Source organism: Embleya sp. NPDC055664 (assembly GCF_053618075.1).
Genome location: NZ_JBSHGZ010000013.1, coordinates 188,881 through 212,334, shown reverse-complemented (window position 1 = coordinate 212,334; position 23,454 = coordinate 188,881). Strand labels below are relative to the sequence as shown.

10 protein-coding genes are annotated in these 23,454 nt (G+C 71.5%); 9 read left to right on the top strand and 1 reads right to left on the bottom strand.

Going from position 1 to position 23,454, the window contains the following annotated elements:
• Positions 1–6: 6 nt before the first annotated feature.
• From ACWGR4_RS22790 to ACWGR4_RS22770, 5 genes are all read left to right on the top strand, one after another.
• Entirely contained in the window at positions 7–7,767 is a 7,761-nt protein-coding gene (locus tag ACWGR4_RS22790) for an amino acid adenylation domain-containing protein (protein WP_452130705.1), read from the top strand.
• 4 nt (positions 7,768–7,771) lie between these two features.
• On the top strand, positions 7,772–11,662 hold the full coding sequence (locus tag ACWGR4_RS22785; protein WP_452130704.1) for a non-ribosomal peptide synthetase: 3,891 nt from the start codon (positions 7,772–7,774) through the stop codon (positions 11,660–11,662).
• 101 nt (positions 11,663–11,763) lie between these two features.
• On the top strand, positions 11,764–12,489 hold the full coding sequence (locus tag ACWGR4_RS22780) for a thioesterase II family protein (protein WP_379998669.1): 726 nt from the start codon (positions 11,764–11,766) through the stop codon (positions 12,487–12,489).
• Positions 12,490–12,609: 120 nt separating this feature from the next.
• Positions 12,610–13,548, top strand: coding sequence for an ATP-binding cassette domain-containing protein (locus ACWGR4_RS22775; RefSeq protein ID WP_452130703.1), 939 nt, complete (start codon positions 12,610–12,612; stop codon positions 13,546–13,548).
• Positions 13,545–14,306, top strand: coding sequence for an ABC transporter permease (locus ACWGR4_RS22770; RefSeq protein ID WP_379997762.1), 762 nt, complete (start codon positions 13,545–13,547; stop codon positions 14,304–14,306). The genes ACWGR4_RS22775 and ACWGR4_RS22770 overlap by 4 nt, the downstream gene beginning before the upstream one ends.
• Here ACWGR4_RS22770 and ACWGR4_RS22765 read toward each other — a convergent pair.
• Positions 14,290–17,433, bottom strand: coding sequence for a BTAD domain-containing putative transcriptional regulator (locus ACWGR4_RS22765; protein WP_452130702.1), 3,144 nt, complete (start codon positions 17,431–17,433; stop codon positions 14,290–14,292). The two genes, ACWGR4_RS22770 and ACWGR4_RS22765, sit on opposite strands and share 17 nt — an antisense overlap.
• 515 nt (positions 17,434–17,948) lie before the next feature.
• On the opposite strand from ACWGR4_RS22765, the gene ACWGR4_RS22760 reads away from it, so the two are divergent.
• From ACWGR4_RS22760 to ACWGR4_RS22745, 4 genes are all read left to right on the top strand, one after another.
• Positions 17,949–18,260 (top strand): phosphopantetheine-binding protein, encoded by a 312-nt coding sequence (locus ACWGR4_RS22760; protein WP_379997758.1) that lies wholly within the window; start codon positions 17,949–17,951, stop codon positions 18,258–18,260.
• On the top strand, positions 18,257–19,504 hold the full coding sequence (locus tag ACWGR4_RS22755) for a cytochrome P450 (RefSeq protein WP_379997756.1): 1,248 nt from the start codon (positions 18,257–18,259) through the stop codon (positions 19,502–19,504). Before ACWGR4_RS22760 ends, ACWGR4_RS22755 begins: the two co-directional genes overlap by 4 nt.
• Positions 19,501–20,238 (top strand): thioesterase II family protein, encoded by a 738-nt coding sequence (locus tag ACWGR4_RS22750; protein WP_452130701.1) that lies wholly within the window; start codon positions 19,501–19,503, stop codon positions 20,236–20,238. Before ACWGR4_RS22755 ends, ACWGR4_RS22750 begins: the two co-directional genes overlap by 4 nt.
• A gap of 77 nt (positions 20,239–20,315) precedes the next feature.
• On the top strand, positions 20,316–23,408 hold the full coding sequence (locus ACWGR4_RS22745) for a type I polyketide synthase (RefSeq protein ID WP_452130700.1): 3,093 nt from the start codon (positions 20,316–20,318) through the stop codon (positions 23,406–23,408).
• Positions 23,409–23,454: the final 46 nt, after the last annotated feature.

Sequence of the window (23,454 nt, the reverse complement as noted above, 5' to 3'; positions counted from 1 at the left end):
GCGTCGATGATCCCGTTGTCCTTCGCCCAGCGTCGGCTGTGGTTCCTCCACCGTCTGGAAGGCTCGTCCGCGACCTACAACATTCCGTTCGTGCTCCGCCTGGACGGGCCACTGGACACGGCGGCCCTGGCCGCGGCGGTGGCGGACATCGTCACTCGGCACGAGAGCCTGCGCACCCTGATCGTGGAGGACGCCGACGGGACGCCGGAGCAGCGGATCCTGGTCCCGGAGGAGGCCATTCCGCGATTCCGGGTGGTCGACGTGGCGGCGGACGCGGTCGAGGCCGTGACGCGGGAGGTCGCCTGCGAGGGGTTCGAACTGCACACCGACCTGCCCCTGCGGGTGACCCTCCTGCGGGTCGCCCCGCAGGAGCACGTCCTGGTGTTCGTGTTCCACCACATCGCGGCCGACGGATCGTCGATGGCGCCGTTCCTCCGGGATCTGGTGTCGGCGTACACGGCCCGGCGGCAGGGGAGCGCGCCGCGGTGGACCCCACTTCCGGTGCAGTACAAGGACTACACGCTGTGGCAGCAGCAGTTGCTCGGCGACGAGGCCGACCCGAACAGCCTCGCCGCCACGCAACTCGACTACTGGCGAGGTGAATTGGCCGACGTGCCGCAGCCGTTGCAGCTGCCGCTCGACCGGCCCCGGCCGACGGTGGCCGGCCACGACGGCGGTCATGTCTCCTTCGAGTTGGAACCCGAGCTGCTCACCCGGCTCGGGAAACTGGCCGCGGACCGCGGCGCCACGGCGCCGATGGTGGCCCAGGCGGCGTTGGCGGTGCTGCTGCGCACCCTCGGCGGCGGTGACGACGTGACGATCGGCAGCCCGATCGAGGGGCGCACCGACGATGCCCTGGCCGATCTGATCGGGTTCTTCGTCAACACCTGGGTGTTGCGGGCCGACCTGTCCCGCAACCCCTCGTTCGGCGAACTGCTCGAACAGGTACGGGACAAGTCCCTGGCCGCCTACGACAACCAGGACGTGCCGTTCGAGCGGTTGGTGGAACTGCTCGACCTGGAGCGCTCCACCGCGTACCAGCCGCTGTTCCAGGTGATGCTGGCCTGGCAGTTCGTGTGGCCGCCGATCGAGATACCGGGTCTGCGGGTCACCCCCGTGCCGGTGGGCACCGACACAGCCAAGGTCGATCTGTTCCTGAACGTGGTCCCGGACGCCACCGGACGTGCGCACGGGCGACTCGAGTACGCGACCGAACTGTTCGATCGGGCCACGGCGGCCGACATCGTCGAGCGGTTCGTACGCATCCTGGAACTGGTGGTCGCCGATCCGGGCGTGGGTGTCGGTGACCTCGACGTGCTCGGTGAGCACGAGCGGACGTGGCTGCTGCGCACGGCGAACGACACGGTCGAGCCGATCCCCGCCGCCGACCTCGTGGACACGGTGGCACGGCACGCGCGCGACACCCCCGACGCGCTCGCCGTCATCGGCGAGGAACAATCGCTGACCTACCGGGAGCTGGACACCCGGGCCAACCGGCTGGCGCACCGGCTGATCGAGCGCGGGGTGCGGCCGGAGTCGCCGGTCGCCGTCCGCCTGCCCCGCTCCGCGGACCTCGTGGTCGCACTGCTCGCGGTGCAGAAGGCCGGCGCCGCCTACATCCCGATCGACCCGGAGCACCCGGGTTCCCGGATCGACCACATCCTGGCGGACTCCCGCCCTGTGCTCGTGCTCGACACCGGGACATGGGCCGACATGGATCTGTCCACGGGCCCGGACTCGGCGCCGACCGTGCGCGTGTCGCCGGACAACACCGTGTATGTCATCTACACCTCCGGCTCGACCGGTAACCCGAAGGGTGTGGCGGTCCCGCGCGGCGCGCTGACGAACTTCCTGGCCACGATGAGTCGGCGGGTCCCGCTGTCGCCCGCGGATCGCCTGCTGGCGGTGACGACGATCTCGTTCGACATCGCGGCGCTGGAGCTGTATCTGCCGCTGATCTCCGGTGCGGCGGTGGTGCTCGCGAACAAGGACACCGTGTCCGATCCGGCCGCCGCCGTGGCGACGATCGGCCGGCACGGGGTCACCGTCGTACAGGCGACGCCCGCGTTCTGGCAGATGGTGCTGACCCACGAGCCGACCGCCGCGACGGGCCTGCGGGTCCTGGTCGGCGGCGAGGCGCTGCCGCAGCGGTTGGCCGAGACGTTGGCCGACCGGGCCGTCGACGTGCTCAACGTGTACGGCCCGACCGAGACGACGATCTGGTCGACGAGCGCGACCGTCGCGCCCGGATCCGGTGCCCCGGCGATCGGCACACCCATCGGCAATACCCGGGTCTACGTGCTGGATTCGCGGCTGCGGCCGGTCCCGCGCGGGGTCGACGGCGAGTTGTACATCGCCGGCGACGGCCTGGCCCGCGGATATCACGGGCGACCCGACCTGACCGTCGGACGATTCGTCGCGTGTCCGTTCGGCCCCGCCGGCGCCCGGATGTATCGCACCGGGGACCTCGTGCGCTGGGGCCGGGAGGGACGGCTGCACTACGTCGGTCGGACCGACTTCCAGGTCAAGGTCCGCGGATTCCGGATCGAACTCGGCGAGATCGAGCATGTATTGGCGGCACACCCCGGCGTGACGCAGGTGGTGGCCGTGGTGCGCGAGGACGGGGACGACAAGCGGCTGGTCGCCTATGTGGTTCCGGAACCCGAGCCGAACCCCGAGCCGGACTCGGAACCCGACTCCGGGTCGGACATCGCGCCGACCGAGGCCGAGGCCGAGGCCACGGCGCCGTCCCGGAACGCTGTCCTGCTCGCCGACCTGCGCGAGCACCTGCGCGCCAGGCTGCCCGACTACATGGTGCCCGCCGCCATCGTCCCGCTCTCCGCGATCCCGCTGACGCCGAACGGGAAACTCGACCGGCGGGCGCTGCCGGCGCCGGACTACGCACAGGTGTCGACCGGCCGGGCGCCGCGGAATCGGCGCGAGGAGATCCTGTGCGCCGTGTTCGCCGAAGTGCTCGGTCTGGAGAGCGTCGGGATCGGCGACGACTACTTCGCGCTGGGCGGCGACAGTATCCGCTCGGTCCAGGTGGTGGCCCGGGCCAAGGCCCGGGGCATCACGGTCGGCGTCCGGGAGATCTTCGAGCACCGCACGGTCGCCCGGCTCGCCGAGTCGGTCGCGGGGCGGGACGCCGAACAGGAGCCGATCCTGCCCGAGTTGCCGGGTGGCGGCGTCGGCCCGGTCCCGCTGACGCCGATGGCGGCGCACGTTCTCGCACTCGGTGGTGGCATCGGGCGGTTCTCGATGTCGGCGATGCTGACCCTGCCCGAGCGCATCGACCGCGCCGAACTTCTCGGCGCGCTCCAGGCCGTGCTGGACCGGCACGACGTGTTGCGCTCGCGGCTCGACCGGCTCCGGCCGGGTCTGTGGATCGAGCCGCCCGGCAGCGTGGACGCCGGCGCGCTGCTGCGGGAGGTGCCCAGCGGCGATGCCGACGTCACCGCCGAACTGGACGCGGCCGCGGGGCGGTTGGATCCGGACGCGGGTGTCGTGGCGCAGTTCGTGTGGTTCGCCGCCGACCCCGGTGCGGGCCGGTTGTTGATCGTGCTGCACCACCTGGTGATCGACGGGGTGTCGTGGCGGATCCTGGTACCGGACCTGATCTGCGCGTGGCAACGGATCCACGCCGGCCGCGCCCCCGAACCGGCGCCGGTGGGAACCTCGCTGCGCCGGTGGACGCATGCCCTGGCCGAGGAGGCCGCCGACGCGGCGCGCGTGGCGGAACTGCCCGTGTGGCAGCGGATCGTGAGCGGCGACGAGCCCGTGCTCGGTGCCCGGGAACTCGACCGCACCCGCGATGTCGCGGCCACCGTGGACACGGTGCGGGTCCGGGTGCCGGCCGACGTCACCGAGGCCCTGCTGACCACCGTCCCGGCGGTGTTCCGTGGCGGGGCCGAAGACGGGCTGCTGGCCGCGCTCGCGCTGGCGCTGACGCGGCGGCGTCGTACCCGAGGCGGGAACGAGTCCTCGGCGCTGGTGCGGATGGAGCGGCATGGCCGGGAGGAGCACGTGATCCCCGGCGCCGACCTGTCGGGCACGATCGGATGGTTCACCTCCTCGTTCCCGGTACGGCTCGACCTGGCCGGGATCGATGTGGCGGACGCGTTCGCCGGCGGCCCGGCCGCCGGCCTGGCGATCAAAGCGGTCAAGGAGCAGCTGCGCGCGGTGCCCGACAACGGCATCGGCTACGGACTGCTGCGCCGGCTCAACCAGGACACCGCCGGCGCACTGGCCGCAGAGCGGGAGCCGCAGATCGGGTTCAACTACCTCGGCCGCGCCTCCGGCACGGACATCCCCGCGGAGCTGCGCGGCCTGGGCTGGGCGCCGGACACCACGCACCCGGACCTGATCGCCGCACCAAACGCGGACATGCCGGTGCTCTCGGCCCTGGAGATCGACGTGGTGGCCACGCCCACCGCCGCCGGCGACGAGTTGACCGCCCACTTCGCCTTCCCCACCGGTGTGCTCTCCCGCGAGGACGTGACCGAGCTGGCCGAGGCGTGGGTCGAGGCATCGACCGCGCTGGCCCGGCACGCCGCGACCCCCGACGCGGGCGGGTTGACCCCGACCGACGCGCCGCTGGTCGAGGTGCGTCAGGAGGAGATCGACGGCTGGGAGGCCCGGCTCGGCCGGCTGGCCGAGATCTGGCCGACCACCCCCGCGCAATCGGGGATGTTGTTCCACAGCATGCTGGCCGGCACGTCCTTCGACGCCTACCACGTGCAGCTGGTCTTCCAGCTCTCCGGCGAGGTCGACCCGGAACGCATGCATCGGGCCGGCCAGGCACTGTTGGAGCGGCACACCAACCTGCGCGCGGCGTTCGTCGAGCGGGCCGACGGCGCTCTCGTACAGGCGGTGCCGGCGCGCGGGGTGACCGTGCCCTGGACACACCTCGACCTGACCTCGGTCGGCGAGGCGGAGCGGACCGAGACGTTCGAGCGATTCCTCGTCCGGGACCGGGCCGCCCACTTCGACGTGCGCACCCCTCCCCTGATGCGACTGGCCCTGGTCACCCTGGAGTCCGGGCGGGCGGAGTTCGTGATGACCGCCCACCACGTGCTGTTCGACGGCTGGTCAATGCCGTTGTTGATGCGCGACCTGCTCCTGCTCTACGCCTCCGGAGGCGATCCCGCCGGCCTGCCCGAGAGCCGCAGCTACGGCGAGTTCCTGGCCTGGCGGGCCCGCCGGGACGAGGACGAGACGGCACGGGCATGGGCGGTCGAACTCGACGGGGTCGAGGAGCCGACCCTGCTCGCGCCCGGCTCCGCCGGCGTGGGCGAGGGCGGTCTCGACCAGTTGGAGATCGCCCTCCCGGTCGATGAGGCGCGCGCGTTGAGCCGTCGGGCCGCCGCGATGGGCATCACCGTCAACAACCTGGTGCAGGGCGCCTGGGCGCTGCTGCTCGGCCGACTCACCAACCGCCGGGACGTGGTCTTCGGCGCCACCGTCTCCGGGCGCCCGCCCGCGGTGGCGGGCGTCGAGTCGATGGTCGGGATGTTCATCAACACCGTCCCCGTCCGCGTGCGCCACGCCCCCGGCGACACCCTCGCCGAGGTCCTGGCCGCGTTGCAGAGCCGACAGGCCGACCTGATGGAGCACCACCACCACGGGCTCACCGAGATCCAACAGGCCGTCGGCCTGCCGTCCCTGTTCGACACCCTGGTGGTCTTCGAGTCGTATCCCATCGACCGCGAGGGCCTGACCGCCGCCGGCGCCGCCGCGGACGGGATCACCTTCACCGGCCTGCGCCCGAACAACGGCACCCACTACCCGCTGGCCCTGATGGTGGCCGCCGACCCGCACCTGGAGTTCATCCTCCAGTACGCGCCGGGCGCCTTCGACCGGGCCGCGGTGGAGGCGATCGCGGCCCGCTTCCTGCGCATCCTGCGGCAACTCGTGGCCGAACCGGCACGCACGGTCGCTCGGGTCGAGACGCTGGATCCGGCGGAACGCGAGCGCCTGCTCGTCGCGTTCAACGACACGGCCGTGCCGACCCCGGACATGAGCATCACCGAACTGGTCGAGGCCCAGGCGGCGCGCACCCCGGACGCGGTCGCCGTGGTCGCCGAGGGCGAATCGCTCACGTATCGCGAGCTGGACGCCCGGGTCGATCGGCTGGCGCGCGAACTGGTCGAACTCGGGGTGCGTCCGGAGTCGCCCGTGGCGGTGTCGCTGCCGCGCTCGGCCGACCTGGTGGTCGCCCTGCTCGCGGTCCTGAAGGCCGGCGGCGCGTATCTGCCGGTCGACCCCAAGTACCCAAGCCAACGCCTGCGGGCCATCCTGGAGGAGGCACGCCCGCACCTGGTGCTGACCCACTCCGCGACTGTCGCCGCGCTGCCGGAGCACGACGCCCCGGACGTGCTCCTCGACGCGCTCGACCCGACCACCGCGCGCGTCGCCATCGAGCGGCCGCCGTACGCCGAGCAGTTGGCGTATGTGCTGTACACCTCCGGATCCACCGGCAAGCCCAAGGGCGTCGCGATCACCCACTCCAACGTGGTCAACGGCGTACTGCGGCTCGCCTCACGGGTGGGCATGGAGTCCGGCAAGCGCATGCTCGCCGGCACGTCGATCAACTTCGACGTCTCGGCGTTCGAGATCTTCACCACTCTCGCCGCCGGCGGCGTCGTCGACGTGGTCCGCGACGTCCTGGTCCTGGACGAGGGGAAGAGCTGGAGCGGCGCGGTGGTGTCCACCGTGCCGTCGGCCTTCGCCGAACTCGTCGACCGCGTCCGCGACCGGGTCGAGGTGGAGACGGTGGTCTTCGCCGGCGAGGCCCTGCCGCCGTCGCTCGTCGACAAGACGCGCGAGGCCTTCCCCGGCGTTCGGATCGTCAACGCGTACGGGCAGAGCGAGACGTTCTACGCCACCACCAGTACCGTCTCCGGCGACACCCGGGACTGGGCGGGCAGCGCGCCCGTCGGCACCCCGCTCGGCAACATGCGGGCCTACCTCCTCGGCCCCGACCTCGCGCCGGTGCCGCCGGGCGCGGTCGGCGAGTTGTACGTCGGCGGGAACGTGGGACGCGGCTACCACGGCAACACCGGATCGACCGCGGAGCGCTTCCTCGCCGATCCGTTCGGCCCGGCCGGCTCGCGCATGTACCGCACCGGGGACCTGGCCCGCTGGAACGCCGAGGGCGAACTCCGTTACGTGGGGCGGGGGGACGCGCAGGTCAAGCTGCGCGGCTTCCGGATCGAGCCCGCCGAGGTCGAGGCCGCGCTCACCGCGCACCCCGACATCGCCCGCGCCGCCGTGCTCACCCGGGGCACCGGCGTCGGTACGCGGCTCGTCGCGTACCTGGTGTCGTCGGGCGAGGCCGACGCCGACACCGTTCGAGGATTCCTCGCCGAGCGACTGCCCGAGTACATGGTGCCGTCGGCACTGGTGTTCCTGGACCGGCTGCCGCTGATGCCCAACGGCAAGCTGGACCGGGCCGCGCTGCCCGAGCCGGAGATCGGCGGGGCCGCCTATCGGGCGCCGCGCAATGCCCGCGAGGAGACCCTGGTCCGACTGTTTGCCGAGGTGCTCGGCATCGACCGGGTCGGCATCGACGACAACTTCTTCGCGCTCGGCGGGCACTCCCTGCTCGCCACCCGGCTGATCAGCCGGGCCCGCGCCGACCTTGGGATCGAGATACCCATCCGCAAGATCTTCGACTTGCCGACAGTGGCCGCGCTCGCACCGTGGTCGGAGGAACCGACGGCTCCCCGCCGCCCCGGTTTGCGCAAGATGACCGTAGAGGAGTGAGGCAATGATTCCGCTGTCATTCGCACAGCGTCGCTACTGGTTCCTGCACCAGCTGGAGGGTGGGGAGACCTGGAACATGGCGGCGGCGTTCCGACTGACCGGAGCGCTGGACCGGGACGCCCTCGCCGCGGCGGTCCGGGACGTGGTCGAGCGGCACGAGGTCCTGCGCACCACGTACGTGACCGACGAGGGCGGTGAGCCGCATCAGCGGATCCTGCCCTTGGCGGAGGCACTTGCGCAGGCGCGGATGCCGGTGGTCGAGCTCGCGGCCGAGGACGTGGCCGGCGCGGTCGACGAGGCGGTCGCGCACGGGTTCGACCTGGCCACCGAAATCCCCTTTCGGGCAAGCCTGTTCCGCTGCTCGCCCGAGGACCACGTGCTGGCCGTGGTGATCCACCACATCGCCACCGACGGCAGCTCGGGCGCGCCGCTGGCCCGGGACCTGGGCGTGGCCTACACCGCGCGCCGCGACGGTCGGGCACCGGAGTGGGAGCCGCTGCCCGTGCAGTACAAGGACTACACGCTGTGGCAGCGCGAGGTCCTCGGCGACGTGGACGACCCGGACAGCCTGGTCGCCACGCAGATCGAGTACTGGCGCGACGAACTCGAAGGTGTACCGGAGCCGTTGAACCTGCCGCTGGATCGCCCCCGGTCGGTGGAGACGGACACCGCCGGCAACGCGGTCGCCCTCGCGACGACCCGGGAGGTGTCGGCCGGACTGGAGAAGCTGGCCGCCGAGCGCGGCACGACCATGGCGATGGTCGTGCAGTCCGCGGTGGCGGTTTTGCTGAGCCGGCTCGGCGCCGGCGACGACGTACCGATCGCCACCCCGATCGCCGGCCGCACCGACGACGCGCTCGCGGACCTGATCGGTTGCTTCGTCAACAACCTGGTGCTGCGGATCGACCTCTCGGGCGACCCGTCCTTCGTCGACCTGCTCACCCGGACGCGGAACAAGGCGCTGTCCGCCTACGAGCAGCAGGACGTGCCGTTCGATGTGCTGGTGGAGACGCTCAACCCCGACCGCTCGGCCGAGTACCGGCCGCTGTTCCAGGTGATGTGCGGCTGGCAGAACTACGCCCGGCCCAGCTTTGAACTGCCGGGACTGAGAGTGGAGTTCCAGCAGGCGCTCACCCAGAAGACGATGGTCGACCTGTTCTTCAGCATGGGCATGGACGAGGCCGGTCGGCTGCACGGCGACATCCAGTACTCGGGCAAGCTGTTCGACCGGGGCACGGTCGAGGACATGGCCGCCCGCTTCGTCCGGATCCTGGAGCAGGTGGTGGCCGATCCGGGCGTGCGCGTCGGGGACATCGACGTGCTGGTCGAGGGGGAGCGGGAGCAACTGCTCGTCGAGGTCAACGACACCGCGGAACCGACCCTGGAGCAGGGCCTGTTGGCGGCGATCGACCGGCAGGTGGAGGCCACGCCGCAGGCTCTCGCCGTGATCGGCGAGGAGGAGACGCTCACTTACCGGGAACTGGACGTCCGGTCGAACCGGCTGGCGCACTGGCTGGTCGAGCGCGGCGTGCGGGCCGAGTCGCTGGTCGCGGTGTGCCTGCCGCGCACGGTGAACCTGATGGTGGCGATCCTCGCGGTGCTCAAGGCCGGCGGAGCCTACGTCCCGGTCGACCCGGACCACCCGCGCTCGCGGATCGACCACGTCCTCGGGCAGGCGGATCCGCTCCTGGTGCTCGACGCCGACACCTTGGCCGGCGCGGATTGTTCCGGATACCCGGACTCGGCGCCGGAGGTGGTCGTACGGCCGGACAACACCCAGTACGTGATCTACACGTCGGGCTCGACCGGAACCCCGAAGGGGGTGGCGATTTCGCGCGGGGCGCTGGCCAACTTCGTGGCCGCGACGCGGCGACGGTTCCCGCTGTCGCCCGACGACCGCATGTTGTTCAGCACGACGGTGTCGTTCGACATGGCCAACACCGAGCTGTACCTTCCGTTCGTTTGCGGCGCGACGATGGTGATGGCGACGAGGGACACGGTCACCGAACCGTCGAGGATGGTGGCGTTCCTGCGCCGGCACGGGGTCACCGTGGTGCAGGCCACCCCCGCCTTCTGGCAGATGGTGCTGACCCACGAGCCGAACGCCGCGCAGGGCCTGCGGATCATCACCGGCGCGGAGGCGGTGCCGGTACGGCTGGCCGAGACGCTGGCGGACCAGGCCGTCGAGGTGGGCAACTGGTACGGCCCCACCGAGACCACGACGTGGTCGACCATGGCGCCGGTGAAGGCCGGGGCGGGGGTCGCGATCGGGACTCCGGTCGGGAACACGCAGGTGTACCTGCTCGACGCGCGGCTGCGCCCGGTCCCGCGCGGCGTGCAGGGCGAGTTGTACATCGCCGGCACCGGTATGGCGCGCGGCTACCAGGGCCGGCCCGACCTGACCGCGGAGCGGTTCGTGCCCTGCCCGTTCGGCCCGGCCGGCGCGCGGATGTACCGCACCGGGGACCTGGCGCGGTGGAACCGCGACGGCCTGCTGGAATACATCGCCCGTACCGACCACCAGGTGAAGATCCGGGGCTACCGGATCGAGTTGGGGGAGATCGAGCACGCGCTGGCCGGGCACCCCGCGGTGGCGCAGGCGGCGGTGGTGGTCCGCGAGGACCGGGAGGACGACCGGCAGATCGTGGGTTACGTGGTGCCCGCCTCCACCGTCGGCGCGCCGGGCGATTCCGGTACCCCGGCGGGCGAGGGGCCGCGCGTGTACGACGACGAGGCGACGGTCGCGCTGCTCGCCGAACTGACCGAGTACCTGCGCGGGCGCCTGCCCGAGTACATGGTGCCTGCCTCGGTGATCGCGCTCTCGCGGATCCCGCTGACGCCCAACGGCAAGCTCGACCGGCGGGCGCTGCCGGCGGAGCAGACGAGCGCCGCGGTCGGCGAAGGACCCCGCGACGTCACCGAAGAGAAGCTGTGCGCGCTGTTCGGCGAGTTGCTCGGCCGGGAGAACGTCGGCATCCACGAGGACTTCTTCGCCCTCGGCGGCCACTCGCTGATGGCCACCCGGCTCAGCGTGCGCATCCGCGCCATGTTCCACGTCGACGTGCCCCTCAGGACGATCATCAAGTTCCCGACGGTGGCCGAGTTGGCCTCGCTCGTGCTCATCGGCGGCATCCCCGTGGGCGACAATGTCGACCCGTTCGGGGTCGTGCTGCCGCTGAACAACGACCCCGGCACGGGCAAGGAACCCCTGTGGTTCTTCCACGGGGGAGGTGGCCTGGGCTGGGCCTACTTCAGCTTCGTCATGCACGTGCCGGACCGCCCGGCCTACGCCCTGCAATCGCGCGGCTCCAACGGCGTGGACGCGCTCGCGGGCTCCGTCGAGGAGATGGTCGACGACTACATCGCCGAGATGTTGAAGATCCAGCCGGAGGGCCCGTTCTACCTGATCGGCTGGTCCTACGGCGGCACCGTCGTGCAGGCCGTCGCGGAGGGGCTCGACCGGCGCGGGCACAAGGTCGGCCTGGTGGCGATCCTCGACTCCCAGCCGGGCGGCGAAGGGTTCTCGGAGATCCACGCCGGCAAGACGCTGGAGGACTACCGGGACGAACTCGAGGAGTTCTTCGGCCAGTACATCGGCACCGACAACCAACAGGACTTCCTGGACACCATGTCGAAGGTGTTGGCCAATAACACCCGGCACATCATGACCTTCCAATCGCCGGTCTACCGCGGCGACGTGGTGTTCTTCAGCGCGACACTCAAGGACGATCTGTACGCGCACATGTGGCGACCGCTGGTCCTGGGCGACATCGAGGTGCACGACGTGCGCGCCACGCACCACGAGATGAACATGCCCGCACCCGTGGCCGAGGTCATGGAGGTCATCGTCCGCAAACTCGCGGACGCGGAACAATCGGCCATCGAACGGCCGTAGCGGGGCCGCCGGTCGCCGGGTCGTCCCCGGTCGCCGGGTCGCGGGTTTTCCATGAACCATCGAACGCAGGATTGGGGTTGGTCGGGGTGAGCACACCCGGCATGTCCACGCCGGATCGAGGGCAAACCGCGCTGCTGTGCGTGCCGTTCGCCGGCGCGGGACCGTCGTTCTTCCACCCGTGGCGGGCACCGGCCGGCGACCGGTGGCGCCTGCTCTCGGTCGAACTGCCCGGCCGGGAGCGGCGGATCCTGGAGACGCCGTATCGCAATGTCGTCGAGGCGGCCAAGAACTCGGTCGACGAGATCGTCGCGAACCTCGGCCGCGGGACGCGGACCGTGTTGTTCGGGCACAGCCTGGGCGCGGTGCTCGCGTACGAGTTGGTGCATCTGCTCAGTACGCGCGACGTGCCCGTCGAACGGCTGATCGTCAGTGGCTCGCCCGGTCCCTGGACCCAGCGCGAGCGGCGGGCGACGGGCCTTCCGGACGAGGAGTTCCTGGCCCGGGTGGAGGAGTTCGCCGGGTTTCGGCACGAGGCACTGGATCATCCGGAGATGCGCGAGCTGATCCTGCCCGTGTTGCAGGCCGACTGCGAGATGCACGAGAACTACCTGCCCAGCACCGACGACCCGGTGTCGGTGCCGATTTGTTCGATTCGCGGCGGCTCCGACGGCCTGGTCAGCGCGGACCAGGCCCGGGAGTGGCGGGACGCCACCACGAGCACGTTCGAATACGCCGAGTTTCCGGGCGATCACATGTATCTGGTCGATCACGCCCGGGAGATCCTGGATCTGATCGAGGCGCAGTCCGCCCGCGACACCGCGAGGTGACGAGCCGCCGCCTGCCCGGGGGCGGCGTCCCGACCCGGGGCGATACGACGAAATGCCATGGCAGCGGCCGTGTCAGGGGTGTGACAGTCGGGTGACAGTCACCGTGGAAATGGTGGATGCATGAGAAGTTCGGCGATCGCAGTTTCCGGGCTGCGCAAGGCATATGGCGACCGGGTGGTGCTCGACGGCATCGACTTCGAGGTCGCCGAGGGATCGGTGTTCTCCATGCTCGGCCCGAACGGGGCGGGCAAGACGACGACGGTGAACGTGCTGGCGACGTTGCTGAAGGCCGATGCCGGAACGGTGCACGTCGCCGGGCACGACGTGCTGACCGCGACCAGGCAGGTACGCGCGGCCATCGGGGTCACCGGCCAGTTCGCCGCGGTGGACGAGCTGTTGTCGGGCCGGGAGAACCTGCAGCTGATGGCGGACCTCAAGCGGGTGCGCTCCGGGGAACGGGTGGTCGAACGACTGCTGGAGCGCTTCGACCTGGTCGAGGCGGCGGACAAGCGCATCTCGACCTACTCGGGCGGTATGACTCGCAAGCTGGACCTGGCGATGACACTGGTCGGCGACCCGCGGATCATCTTCCTGGACGAGCCGACGACGGGCCTGGACCCGCGGAGCAGGCGCACGATGTGGGGGATCGTGCGCGAGTTGGTGGCCGACGGCACCACCATTCTCCTCACCACCCAATACCTCGACGAAGCCGACCACCTCTCCGATCAGGTCGTGGTCCTGGATCAGGGCAGGTTGGTCGCCGAGGGCACCCCCGACGAACTCAAGCGTCAGGTCCCCGGCACCCACGTCCGGCTCCGCTTCACCGACCTCGACGAACTCGATGCGGCGGCACGCGTGTTGCGCGGCGGCACGAGAGACGACCAGGAACTGCTCCTGCGGGTGCCCAGCGACGGCCAGTCGAAGTCGCTGCGGGCCCTGCTGGACCGGCTCGACGAGTACTCGATCAACGCACAGGAGTTCTCCGTGCACACCCCGGACCTCGACGACGTCTTCCTCGCCCTGACCGGGCACCCGAGCGAGGAGGCGGTCGCGTCGTGAGCAATGTCGCCACGGCGTGGGCCGACTCGACGATCATGTTGCGCCGCAACCTCAAGCACACCATGCGCAACCCCCTCGTGCTGTTCAACGCGATCCTGTTCCCCATCGTGCTGCTGCTGATGTTCGTCAAGGTGCTCGGCGGTGCCTTCGAGGTCGGCGAGAGCTACATCGACTACGCGACGCCGGGCATGCTCGTGATGGCCGTCAGCTACGGGCTCGGGTCCACCGCGACGGCCGTCAACGACGACATGACCAAGGGCATCATCAACCGCTTCAAGGCGATGGACATCTCCCGCGGCGCCGTGCTGACCGGACAGGTCATCGTCACCACGGTGCGCTGTCTGGTGGCCTGCACGGCGATCATCGCGGTGGCCTTCGCGATGGGGTTCGACCCGGACGCGAGCGCCCTCGACTGGCTCGGCGTGCTCGGCTTCGTCGTCCTGCTCACCGTCGCGGCCAGCTGGCTCACCGTGGCGTTGGGGCTGGCCGCGAAGTCGGCGGAATCGGCGGGCCTGGCCACCGTGCCGCTGATCATGCTCCCGTTTCTGAGCAGCGCCATCGTGCCCGCGGACACGATGGGCGCCGGAGTGCGCCAGTTCGCCGAATACCAGCCCTTCACCCCGATCATCGAGACGCTGCGCGGGTTGTTGGCGGGCGACCCGTCGACCGGCGACGCGCTCGCGGGCATCGCCTGGTGCATCGGGCTCGCTCTCGTGGGGTACGTGTGGGCGGTGTCCACCTTCAAGAAGCGAGCGTGACCGCGACAAGCCGGGACCAGTGCGTTTGAGTCCCTTCCCGAGCCGCCTCGGCGAAACCCCCGTCGCCGAGGCGGCGTCGCGCGTTCTGCTCGATCCGCGCCGCGTCCGGATGGGAGCGGTCCGGCAACCCGCGTACGTCCGCGCTCGCCGCGAGCAACCGCGCGGCCTGCACCGGATCGTCGCGACGCAGCGCCAGGTCCGCGACCCCGACGAGCACCTGCGCGATCACCGGCGCGTGACCCGCCTCGGTCGCCGCCCGGCAGGCCGCCGCCCGGTGCTCCCGCGCCTCGCCCACGTCCTCGGCGAGATAGCCGAGCAGGTCGTGCGTGGCCGCCCGCACGTTCGCCTGCTGCGCCTCCTCGCCCAACATGGCCGTCGCGACGCCGAGTTGCCGATGCGCTTCCCCGGTATCGCCGCTCCACCGGGCGAGTTCCGCACGCGCGAAGGCCAACTCGGCCAGCGCGTCCGGCCAGGTGACCCGCTTCGCGTGCCGCTCCGCCTCGGCCAGGGCGGCCGCGCCGGCCTCCTCGTCGCCCAGCAACCAGTACAACTGCGCCTGCCGCGAGCGCATCCGGATCACGTCCTCCAGGGCACCCACCTCGGTGACCACCGCGATCGCCTGCTCGTAGTGCTCGCACGCGCCGGCGAACTCGCCGCGCACGGCGATGCGATCCGCCAACTCCGTCTGGGCGAACGAGATCCCGAACCGCTCGCCGATCTCCCGGAATTCGGCCAGCGCCATCTCCAGATACGCGTCCGCGTCCCGCCCGCCCTGGCCGAGCATGATCCGCATCTTGCCCAGGTGCAGCCGGGCAAGCGCGCGTACCCACGGGTCCTCGTTGTCGAGCAGCGGCTCGAACGCGGGCAGGAACGCGTCGGGCGCCTGCAACAGGCGCTCCAGCGCGGCGACGAGTCCGAGCAGCGGGTAGCGGCGTCGGCTGCGCAGGCTGAACCGGTGCGCCTCGCGGATCCACACCGCCGCCTGGTGCTCGTCGCCGCGCCCGGAACTGACGAACAGCACGACCAGCGCGTACACCATGGCCCGGGTCTCGTCGGTCACCTCGCCCGGCGTGCGGGTGGCCGCGATGATCAGCTCGATGCCCTCGGTCCGGTGGCCGCTGAGCCACCAGTACCAACCCGTGCCCGCGGCCAGTCGCATCGCCGCCTGCGCCTCGCCTGCCGCCAGTGCGCCACGCATCGCCGCGCTGATGTTGTCGTGCTCGGTCTCCAGCGTGGCGAGCCATTCCAACTGTTCGGCGCGGCGCAGATGCGGCTCCGCGGTCTCGGCGAGTTCGGTGAACCAGGCCAGGTGCGCGTGGCGCGCCCGGTCCGATTCCCCCGCCTCGGCGAGCCGGTGCCGGGAATACTCCTTGATCGTGCCGATCATGCGGTAACGCTGGGTGCGGTCGCCCTCGGCGAGCAGCAGCGACTTCTCGGTCAGCGCGGTGAGCAGTTCGAGGACCTGCTCCGGCTCGACCGCGTCGCCGGCGCAGACCCGTTCGGCCGCCTCCAGGCTTGCCCCACCGGCGAACACCGAGAGCCGACGCAGGACCACTCGCTCGACGTGGGTGAGCAGTTCCCAGCTCCAGTCGACGGCCGCGCGCAGTGTCCGGTGTCGAGGCAGTGCGGTCCGGCTGCCACTGGTCAGCAGACGGAACCGGTCGTCGAGTCGGTTGGCGAGCTGATAGATGGACATGGTGCGCAACCGGGCCGCGGCCAGTTCGATCGCCAGCGGCATCCCGTCCAACGCCCGGCACACGCGCGCCATCGTCTCCGGCGCGGGGGCCTCGATCCACAGGTCCCGGCGCACCGCCCCGGCTCGGTCGCGCAGCAGCCGGACGGCGGGCGCGGCCTCGATCTCGTCGGGGCTCGCGTCCGCGTCCGGCAGGGCCAGCGGCTCGACCAGCCACAGCGCCTCCCCGGTGATGCCGAGGGGCTCGCGGCTCGTGGCCAGGATCCGCAGCCGCCGGCACTCCCCGAGCACCCGGTGGGCGAACACCGCCGCGGACTCGATCACGTGCTCGCAGTTGTCCAGGATCAGCAGCGCCTCCCGCTCGCGGATCGCGGCGATCAGCCGGTCCGTCGGCTCCACGCTCGGCGCCGCGCCGAGCAGCGCGTCACGCAGACCGAGGCCGGAGAGGGTGGCGCGGGCCACGTCGCCGTCGGTGCCGATGGCGGCCAGTTCCACCAGCCAGGCCCCGTCCGGCAGGTCGTCGAGCAGGGTGCGGGCGGTCTCCGTGGCCAACCTGGTCTTGCCCGCCCCCGCCGGCCCGATCACCGTGGTGAGCCGGTGCTCGGCGACGAGTTCGCGAACCGCGGCGGTGTCGGCGTCGCGCCCGACGAAGGTCGTCAACTCGGCGCGCAGGTTGCTCCTGCGGTTCTCCTCCCGTCGACCCAACTCGCCCCGCAGCAGCGCGCCATGCAACGCGGCCAGCTCCGGAGATGGGTCCACGCCCAGCGCGTCGGCCAGGGCCTCCCTGGTGCGCTGATACACCAGCAGCGCGTCGCTGTCGCGACCGGTCGCGACCAGGGCGCGCATCAGCGCGGTGGCGAACCGTTCCCGCATCGGATGTGTGGCCACCAGGTCGGTCAGCTCCGTGACCACCTCGGCGCCGCGCCCGAGGGTGACCTCCGCGTCGAACCGCTCCTCGGTGGCGGTCAGGCGTAAGCCTTCCAGGCGCACGATCGCGGCGTCGAACGCGGCGCTGTCCGCCAGACCGACGTCCTGCATGGCCGCCCCGCGCCACAGGTCGAGGGCTTCGCGCAGCAGGCGCACCCGTCGGGAGGCGTCCTCGGTGCGCAGGCGGCCCGCGGCCACGAGGCGTTCGAACCGCACCGCGTCGACGGCGTCGGGTTCCACGATCAGCCGGTAACCGTCCGGCCGGCCCTCGATCACCCCGTCGGGCAGCACCTTGCGCAGCCGGGACACCAGGCGTTGCAGTGCGTTCGTCGCGTCGACGGGCGGGTGTTCGCCCCAGATCCAGTCCACGAGCACGGCCTTGGGAACCGGGTGGCCCGCTCTCAGTGCGAGGGCGATCAGCAATGCGCGCAGCCGCGCGCCCGGCACGTCGGCCGTACCGCCGGCGTCCGTGCGAACCTCGAAAGGACCCAGCATCCCGATCTGCACCCACCGATTTTGCCACGGTTGTTCGGACCGTCCGACCGGACCCCGAAACCTTGACGGACCTCGATCGCGATATGGCGCGTCCGCGTGTCGATACCGCGCGGGAATTCGGTACCGATTTCGAGGCGATGGGCAGCTGCCGCCGAAAAACCGGACGGCGCCGGAATCAATGCCCGGGCGATCCACGGCATTCGTCGAGGCCGTGGCGTCCCTGGCCGGCCGGTGTCGTATTACTGTCCTGTCGGCGGGACATCGGCGTCCGTCGGTGTGCGCGGACCACCGTCCCTTGCACCGGGTTTCCCCGGCGATTTATGTTGGCGACGCGAGTTTGCCCCGACAGCCGCCCACCGTAACGCTCTTCGGTCGGCGTGCACAGGCGGTCGCTTTCACCTCGGGGTCCCGGAGCCCCCGGCACGAACCAATCATCGAACAGCGGGCACAACGCCTGCGGATGGCGTTGTCATGCCGGTTCGCCGGCGCATTCCCGATCCGTTCGGCGAAGGAAGGAGAGGCCGGCCATGGAATCGTTGCCGCGTATCCACGAACGAGGCGAACAGGACGAGACATCGGAGGGGCAGGCGGCGCCGACGGGTGCGCCGACCGCCCTCGTACCGGAAATTGCGGCGCTGTGGGGGGAATTCCTCCCGGGACGCGAGGTCGGGCCGGACGACGACTTCTTCGCGATCGGCGGCAATTCGCTGATCGGGATCAAGATCATCGATCGGGTGGCCCAGGACTACGGCGTCGCCCTCTCCGTGCGCGGGTTCTACCTGGCCCAGACGCCGGCCCGGGTCGCCGAACTGATCGAACAGGAAAGGGCGCGAACGTGAGGTTGACGCCGGGTGCCGCACGCGAGATCGACCTCGACCGTGTCGACCTGTTCGACCTGGACCTGTACACCTCGGGCGATCCGCACCCGATCTGGGACGTGATGCGCGCCGAGGCCCCGCTGCACCACCAAGTCCTGCCGGATGGCCGCGAGTTCTGGTCGGTGACCCGCTACGACGACGTCTGCGCCGTACTCGGCGACCACCGCAGGTTCACCTCCGAGCGCGGCACGGTGGTCACCCATCTCGGGGAGGACGACGTCGCGGCGGGCAAGCTGATGACCTCCACCGACCCGCCGCGGCACACCCAGGTGCGCCGGGCGATCGGCGCGCGGCTCACCGCGCGCGCGGTGGCCTCGTGGCAGGACCGGATCCGGGAGGCGATCGTGCGCTTTCTCGAACCGGCCCTCGACGGCGGCACGTTCGACCTCGCCGAGAAGGCGCACCGGCTTCCGATGATCGTCGCGGGACCGCTGCTCGGGATCCCCGAGCGGGACTGGGACGAGCTGGTACAGCTGACCGCGATGGTCACCGCGCCCTCGGACCCGCACTTCAAGCACGGCAGCGAGGCCGCGACGCTGGCCATCTCCCACCACGAACTCGTCACCTATGTCACCGAATGGGTCAAACGGCGGCGGGCCGCCGGAGGCGAGGACGGCAGCCTGCTCGACCACCTCATGACCGTGCGAGCGGGCGACGCGCCGCTGACCGACGAGGAGATCGCGCTCGACGGCTACAGCATCCTGCTCGGCGCCAACGTGACCACGCCGCACACCGTTTCGGGCACGGTGCACGCGCTGATCGAGCGGCCCGAGCAGTTCGCCAAGGTCCAGGCCGACCCCTCGCTCGTGCCGTCCCTGGTCGAGGAGGGACTGCGCTGGACCTCGGCCGCGTGCAACTTCATGCGCTACGCGGTCGACGACACCGAGATCGGCGGCGGTACGATCCCCGCCCGCGGCGCGGTCGTCGCGTGGATCGGCTCGGCCAACCGGGACGAGTCGCAGTTCACCGACCCGCACCAATTCGACGTCACCCGGCGCGAGAACCGCCACGTCGCGTTCGGGTTCGGACCGCACTACTGCATCGGCGGCCCGCTGGCCCGGCAGACGCTGCGCATCTTCTTCGAGGAACTGCTCGGCCGCTTCGGCTCGATCGAACTCGACGGCGAGCCGCAACACCTGCGGTCGTACTTCATCGCCGGGATGACCCACCTCCCCATCGTCGCCCAGAAACGAACGACGCCATGACATCCGGCAGCGCCCCCGCCTCGTCGCCGTGGTTCGTCCGGCCACCGGCCGGCGACCACCCGGCCCGGCTGTTCTGCTTCCCCTACTCCGGCTCCGGCGCCTCCGCGTTCAGCGCCTGGCCGGCCACGATCGACGACGTCGAGGTCTGCCCCGTGCAGTTCCCCGGCCGGGAGAGCCGGCTGGCCGAACCGCACTACGGCACCTACGAGGATCTGGCCGCCGCCCTGGTGGAACCGCTGGCGGCGCGCCTGGACCGGCCGTTCGCATTCTTCGGGCACTGCGCGGGCGCGCTGCCCGCGTTCGAGACCGTGGTCCGGCTCGCCGAACTGGATCTGCCGGGGCCGGACTGCCTGTTCGTGTCCGGCCAACCCGCGCCGCACGACGCCGCGAGCGATCGCATGCTCACCATGACCGAGGCCGAACTGCGTGCCGAATTGGTGTCGGTGGTGCGCGGGCGGGGCATCGAGCCGCGGCCGGACATGGTCGAGGTGGGGATGAGCGTGCTGCTCGAGGACCTCGCAGCCGCGCGCGCCTACCGCAGGGTCGAACCGGTTCGGCTGGGCTGTCCCATCGTCGTCCTGCACTGGCGCGACGACCCCGACGTGACGCCGGACCAACTGGAGGGATGGCATCGGTACGCGGATTCGGTCGAGATCCGGGTCGTCGAGGGCGGCCACCACGACTTCATGAACGCGCCGGACGAGCTGCTGAAGCTGTTGACCACCCGGCGGTGACGGCGGTGACGGCAAACGGCGGTGAAGGCGGGGCGGCCCGCGGGCGCCGGCCGGCGAGGGAATCGGAAGGAATTCGTATGAGTGGCGCAGCCACCGATATTGCCGTCGTCGGGATGTCGTGCCGCTTCCCCGGGGTGCGCGGTCCGGAGGAGTTCTGGCGCCTGCTGGTCGACGGCGGGTCCACCATCGGGACCTTCCCCGAGCGGCGGGCCGCCGACGTGCGGCGCTCGACCCACCCGGACGCCGCCACGGTCAACGCGGGTTCCTTCCTCGACGCCATCGACGGGTTCGACGCGGAGTTCTTCGGCACGGACGCGGCGGAGGCCACCGCGATGGACCCCGTGCAGCGGCTCGGCCTGGAACTGGCCTGGGAGGCCGTCGAGGACGCCCGGATGCCGGCGGCCGCGCTGGCCGGCCGGGAGATCGACGTCGTGGTCGGCAGCGCGCCCTCCGGCTACGAGGTGCTGCGCAAGCTGTCCGGCGGGGACCGGGACGACCACTACGCCGCGCTCGGGACCGGCGGCGCGTGGATCGCGAACCGGATCTCGACCCTGTTCGACGTGCGCGGGATGAGCCTGTGCGCGGACTCGGGCCAGTCCTCCTCCCTCGTGTCGTTGGCCCTCGCGTGCGACCGGATCCGCGCCGGCGCGGTCGATCTGGCGCTCGCGGGCGGTGTACACCTGATCGCCGACCCGGAGGCGGGCCTGGGCCTGGCGAACCTGGGCGCGTTGTCGCCCGAGGGCCGCTGCTTCCCGTTCGACGAACGCGCCGGTGGCTTCGTCCGGGGCGAGGGCGGGGCCTTCGTCCTGCTCAAGCGGCTCGACCTGGCCGTGGCCGACGGCGATCACATCTACGCGGTGGTGCGCGGCTGGGGGGTGGGCAGCGGCGGTGCGACCAGCCGGATGCCCGATCCCAGCCCGGCCGGGCAGGCGGCGGCGATCCGCACCGCGCTGGAGCGGTCCGGCGTGCCGTTCGACACCGTCGACTACGTCGAGGCGCACGGCACCGGGACCCGCGTCGGCGATCCGGCCGAGGCGGCCGGGCTGCGCGAGGTGTTCCGGGCGACCGGGCGGGATCGCCCCCTGGTGATCGGCTCGGCCAAGGCCAACGTCGGGCACCTGGAACCGGCCGCCGGCATCGTCGGTTTCGTCAAGGCCGCACTGTGCCTGGACCGTGCGCGATTGGTGCCACACCCGAACTTCCGAACGCCCAACCCCGCCATCACGAACTTCCACGAGCACTTCGACGTCCCGGGCGCCGCCCGGCCCTGGCCGAGCCCGGCCGACCGGCCGCGACGAGCGGGGGTGTCGGCGTTCGGCCTGGGCGGGACGAACGCGCACGTGATCCTCGAACAGGCACCGGAGGAGCAGGGTCGCCCCGGGGTCGTCGACGCGGGGACGATGCCCTGGGTGCTGTCGGCGCGCACCGAGCCCGCCCTGCGCGAGCAGGCGGCACGGCTGCGGGACCGGCTGAGCGCGGACGCGACACCGTCGGCGGCCGACGTGGGCCACTCGCTGGTCTCCACCCGAGCATCCTTCGCCCACCGGGCGGTGGTCCTGGGCGCCGGCCGCGAGGAGGCCCTGACCGGGCTCGATCTCCTTGCGGGGGGCGGCGATTCGGCCCGCGTGCTGCGCGGGGTCGCGGCGAACCCGCCCGGCCCGATCGTCTTCGTCTTCCCCGGCCAGGGGTCGCAGTGGGCGGGTATGGGCAGGCGGTTGTACGCGGAGTCGGAGGTTTTCGCCCGCTCGATCGACGAGTGCGCGCGGGCCCTGGAACCGTGGCTGGACTGGTCGTTGCCGGACGTGGTCACGGGGATGGACTCGGCGGCGCTGCTGGAGCGCGGCGACGACGTGGTGCAGCCCGCGCTGTTCGCGATGATGGTGTCCCTGGCCCGGGTCTGGCACTCGCTGGGCGTGGTCCCCGACGTGGTGGTGGGGCACTCCCAGGGGGAGATCGCCGCGGCCTGCGCGTCGGGCGCGCTCTCCCTCGACGACGCGGCCCGCGTGGTCGCGCTGCGCAGCACGGCACTGACCGAACTGGCCGGACTGGGCGGGCTGAACGCGGTGTTCGCGCCCCTGGACTGGGTCGAGCAGCGGTTGCGGCCGTGGGCCGGGCGGTTGTCCGTGGGCGCGGTCAACGGGCCGGGCTCGGTGGTGATCTCCGGCGACCTGGAGGCACTGGCGGAGTTCGCCGCGATGGCGGCCGGCGACGGTGTCCGGGTACGCCGGGTCAGGATCGAATACGCGTCGCACTCGCACCAGGTCGAACGTATCCGGGACCGCGTGCTCGCCGCCGCCGAGGGCATCACGCCCAGGGCGTCGGCCGCGGCGTTCCACTCCACGGTCACCGGCGGCCCGCTCGACACCCGCGGGCTCGACGGCGCGTACTGGTACGACAACCTGCGCTCGAAGGTGCGATTCGGCGAGGTGATCGAAGACCTGATGCGCGTGCGCGGCAGCGTGTTCGTGGAGGTCAGCCCGCATCCGGTACTCGCGGTGGCGATGGCCGAGACCGCCGACGCGCTGGCCGCCTCGCCGGTGTTGTCGGGCACCCTGCACCGGGACGACGGGAGCATGGGCCGGGTCCTGGCGGCGTCGGCCGAACTGTACGTGCGCGGCGTGCCGGTGGACTGGACGGCCTGCTTCGCCGCGGCCCGGCCGCGCCGGATCGCCCTGCCGACCTACCCGTTCCAGCGGCGGCGGTACTGGCTGACACCACCCGCCGACACCACCCCGGCGGATGCGAACCCCCGTACGAGGGAGCTCGATTCGGAATCCGCGGTGCGCAAGCTCGTGTGCGCCGAGACGGCCGCGCTGCTGAGCACGCCCGACGCGCCCGTCACCGGCGCCGAACTCGCCGCGAGGTCGACCGAGACCTTCAAGGCCCTGGGCTTCGAGTCCTCGATGGCGGTACGGCTGCGCAACCGGCTCACGACGGCGGCCGGTGTACGACTGCCCGCCACCGTCGCGTTCACCTACCCGACCCCACAGGCGCTCGCCCGGCACATCTTCACCCTGCTCGGACCGACAGCCCCCGAAGTCCCGGAAACGGCACCGGAATCGCTGCCGACGCCGACCTCGGCAGCGGCCCCGACCCCGGTGCCGGAGACACCTTCGGCGAGCCGCAGCGACGACGAATTGTACGCATTGATCGACCGCGGATACGTGTAGCGCCACCCGTTCGTCCGAGTAACCGTTGGGGGAGTTCCCGTGGAGG

Excerpts from the sequence above, each read along its gene's own strand:
- ACWGR4_RS22790 (WP_452130705.1), top strand. The coding sequence starts at position 7 with ATGATCCCGTTGTCCTTCGCCCAGCGTCGGCTGTGGTTCCTCCACCGT.
- ACWGR4_RS22785 (WP_452130704.1), top strand. The coding sequence starts at position 7,772 with ATGATTCCGCTGTCATTCGCACAGCGTCGCTACTGGTTCCTGCACCAG.
- ACWGR4_RS22780 (WP_379998669.1), top strand. The coding sequence starts at position 11,764 with ATGTCCACGCCGGATCGAGGGCAAACCGCGCTGCTGTGCGTGCCGTTC.
- ACWGR4_RS22775 (WP_452130703.1), top strand. The coding sequence starts at position 12,610 with ATGAGAAGTTCGGCGATCGCAGTTTCCGGGCTGCGCAAGGCATATGGC.
- ACWGR4_RS22760 (WP_379997758.1), top strand. The coding sequence starts at position 17,949 with ATGGAATCGTTGCCGCGTATCCACGAACGAGGCGAACAGGACGAGACA.
- ACWGR4_RS22750 (WP_452130701.1), top strand. The coding sequence starts at position 19,501 with ATGACATCCGGCAGCGCCCCCGCCTCGTCGCCGTGGTTCGTCCGGCCA.
- ACWGR4_RS22745 (WP_452130700.1), top strand. The coding sequence starts at position 20,316 with ATGAGTGGCGCAGCCACCGATATTGCCGTCGTCGGGATGTCGTGCCGC.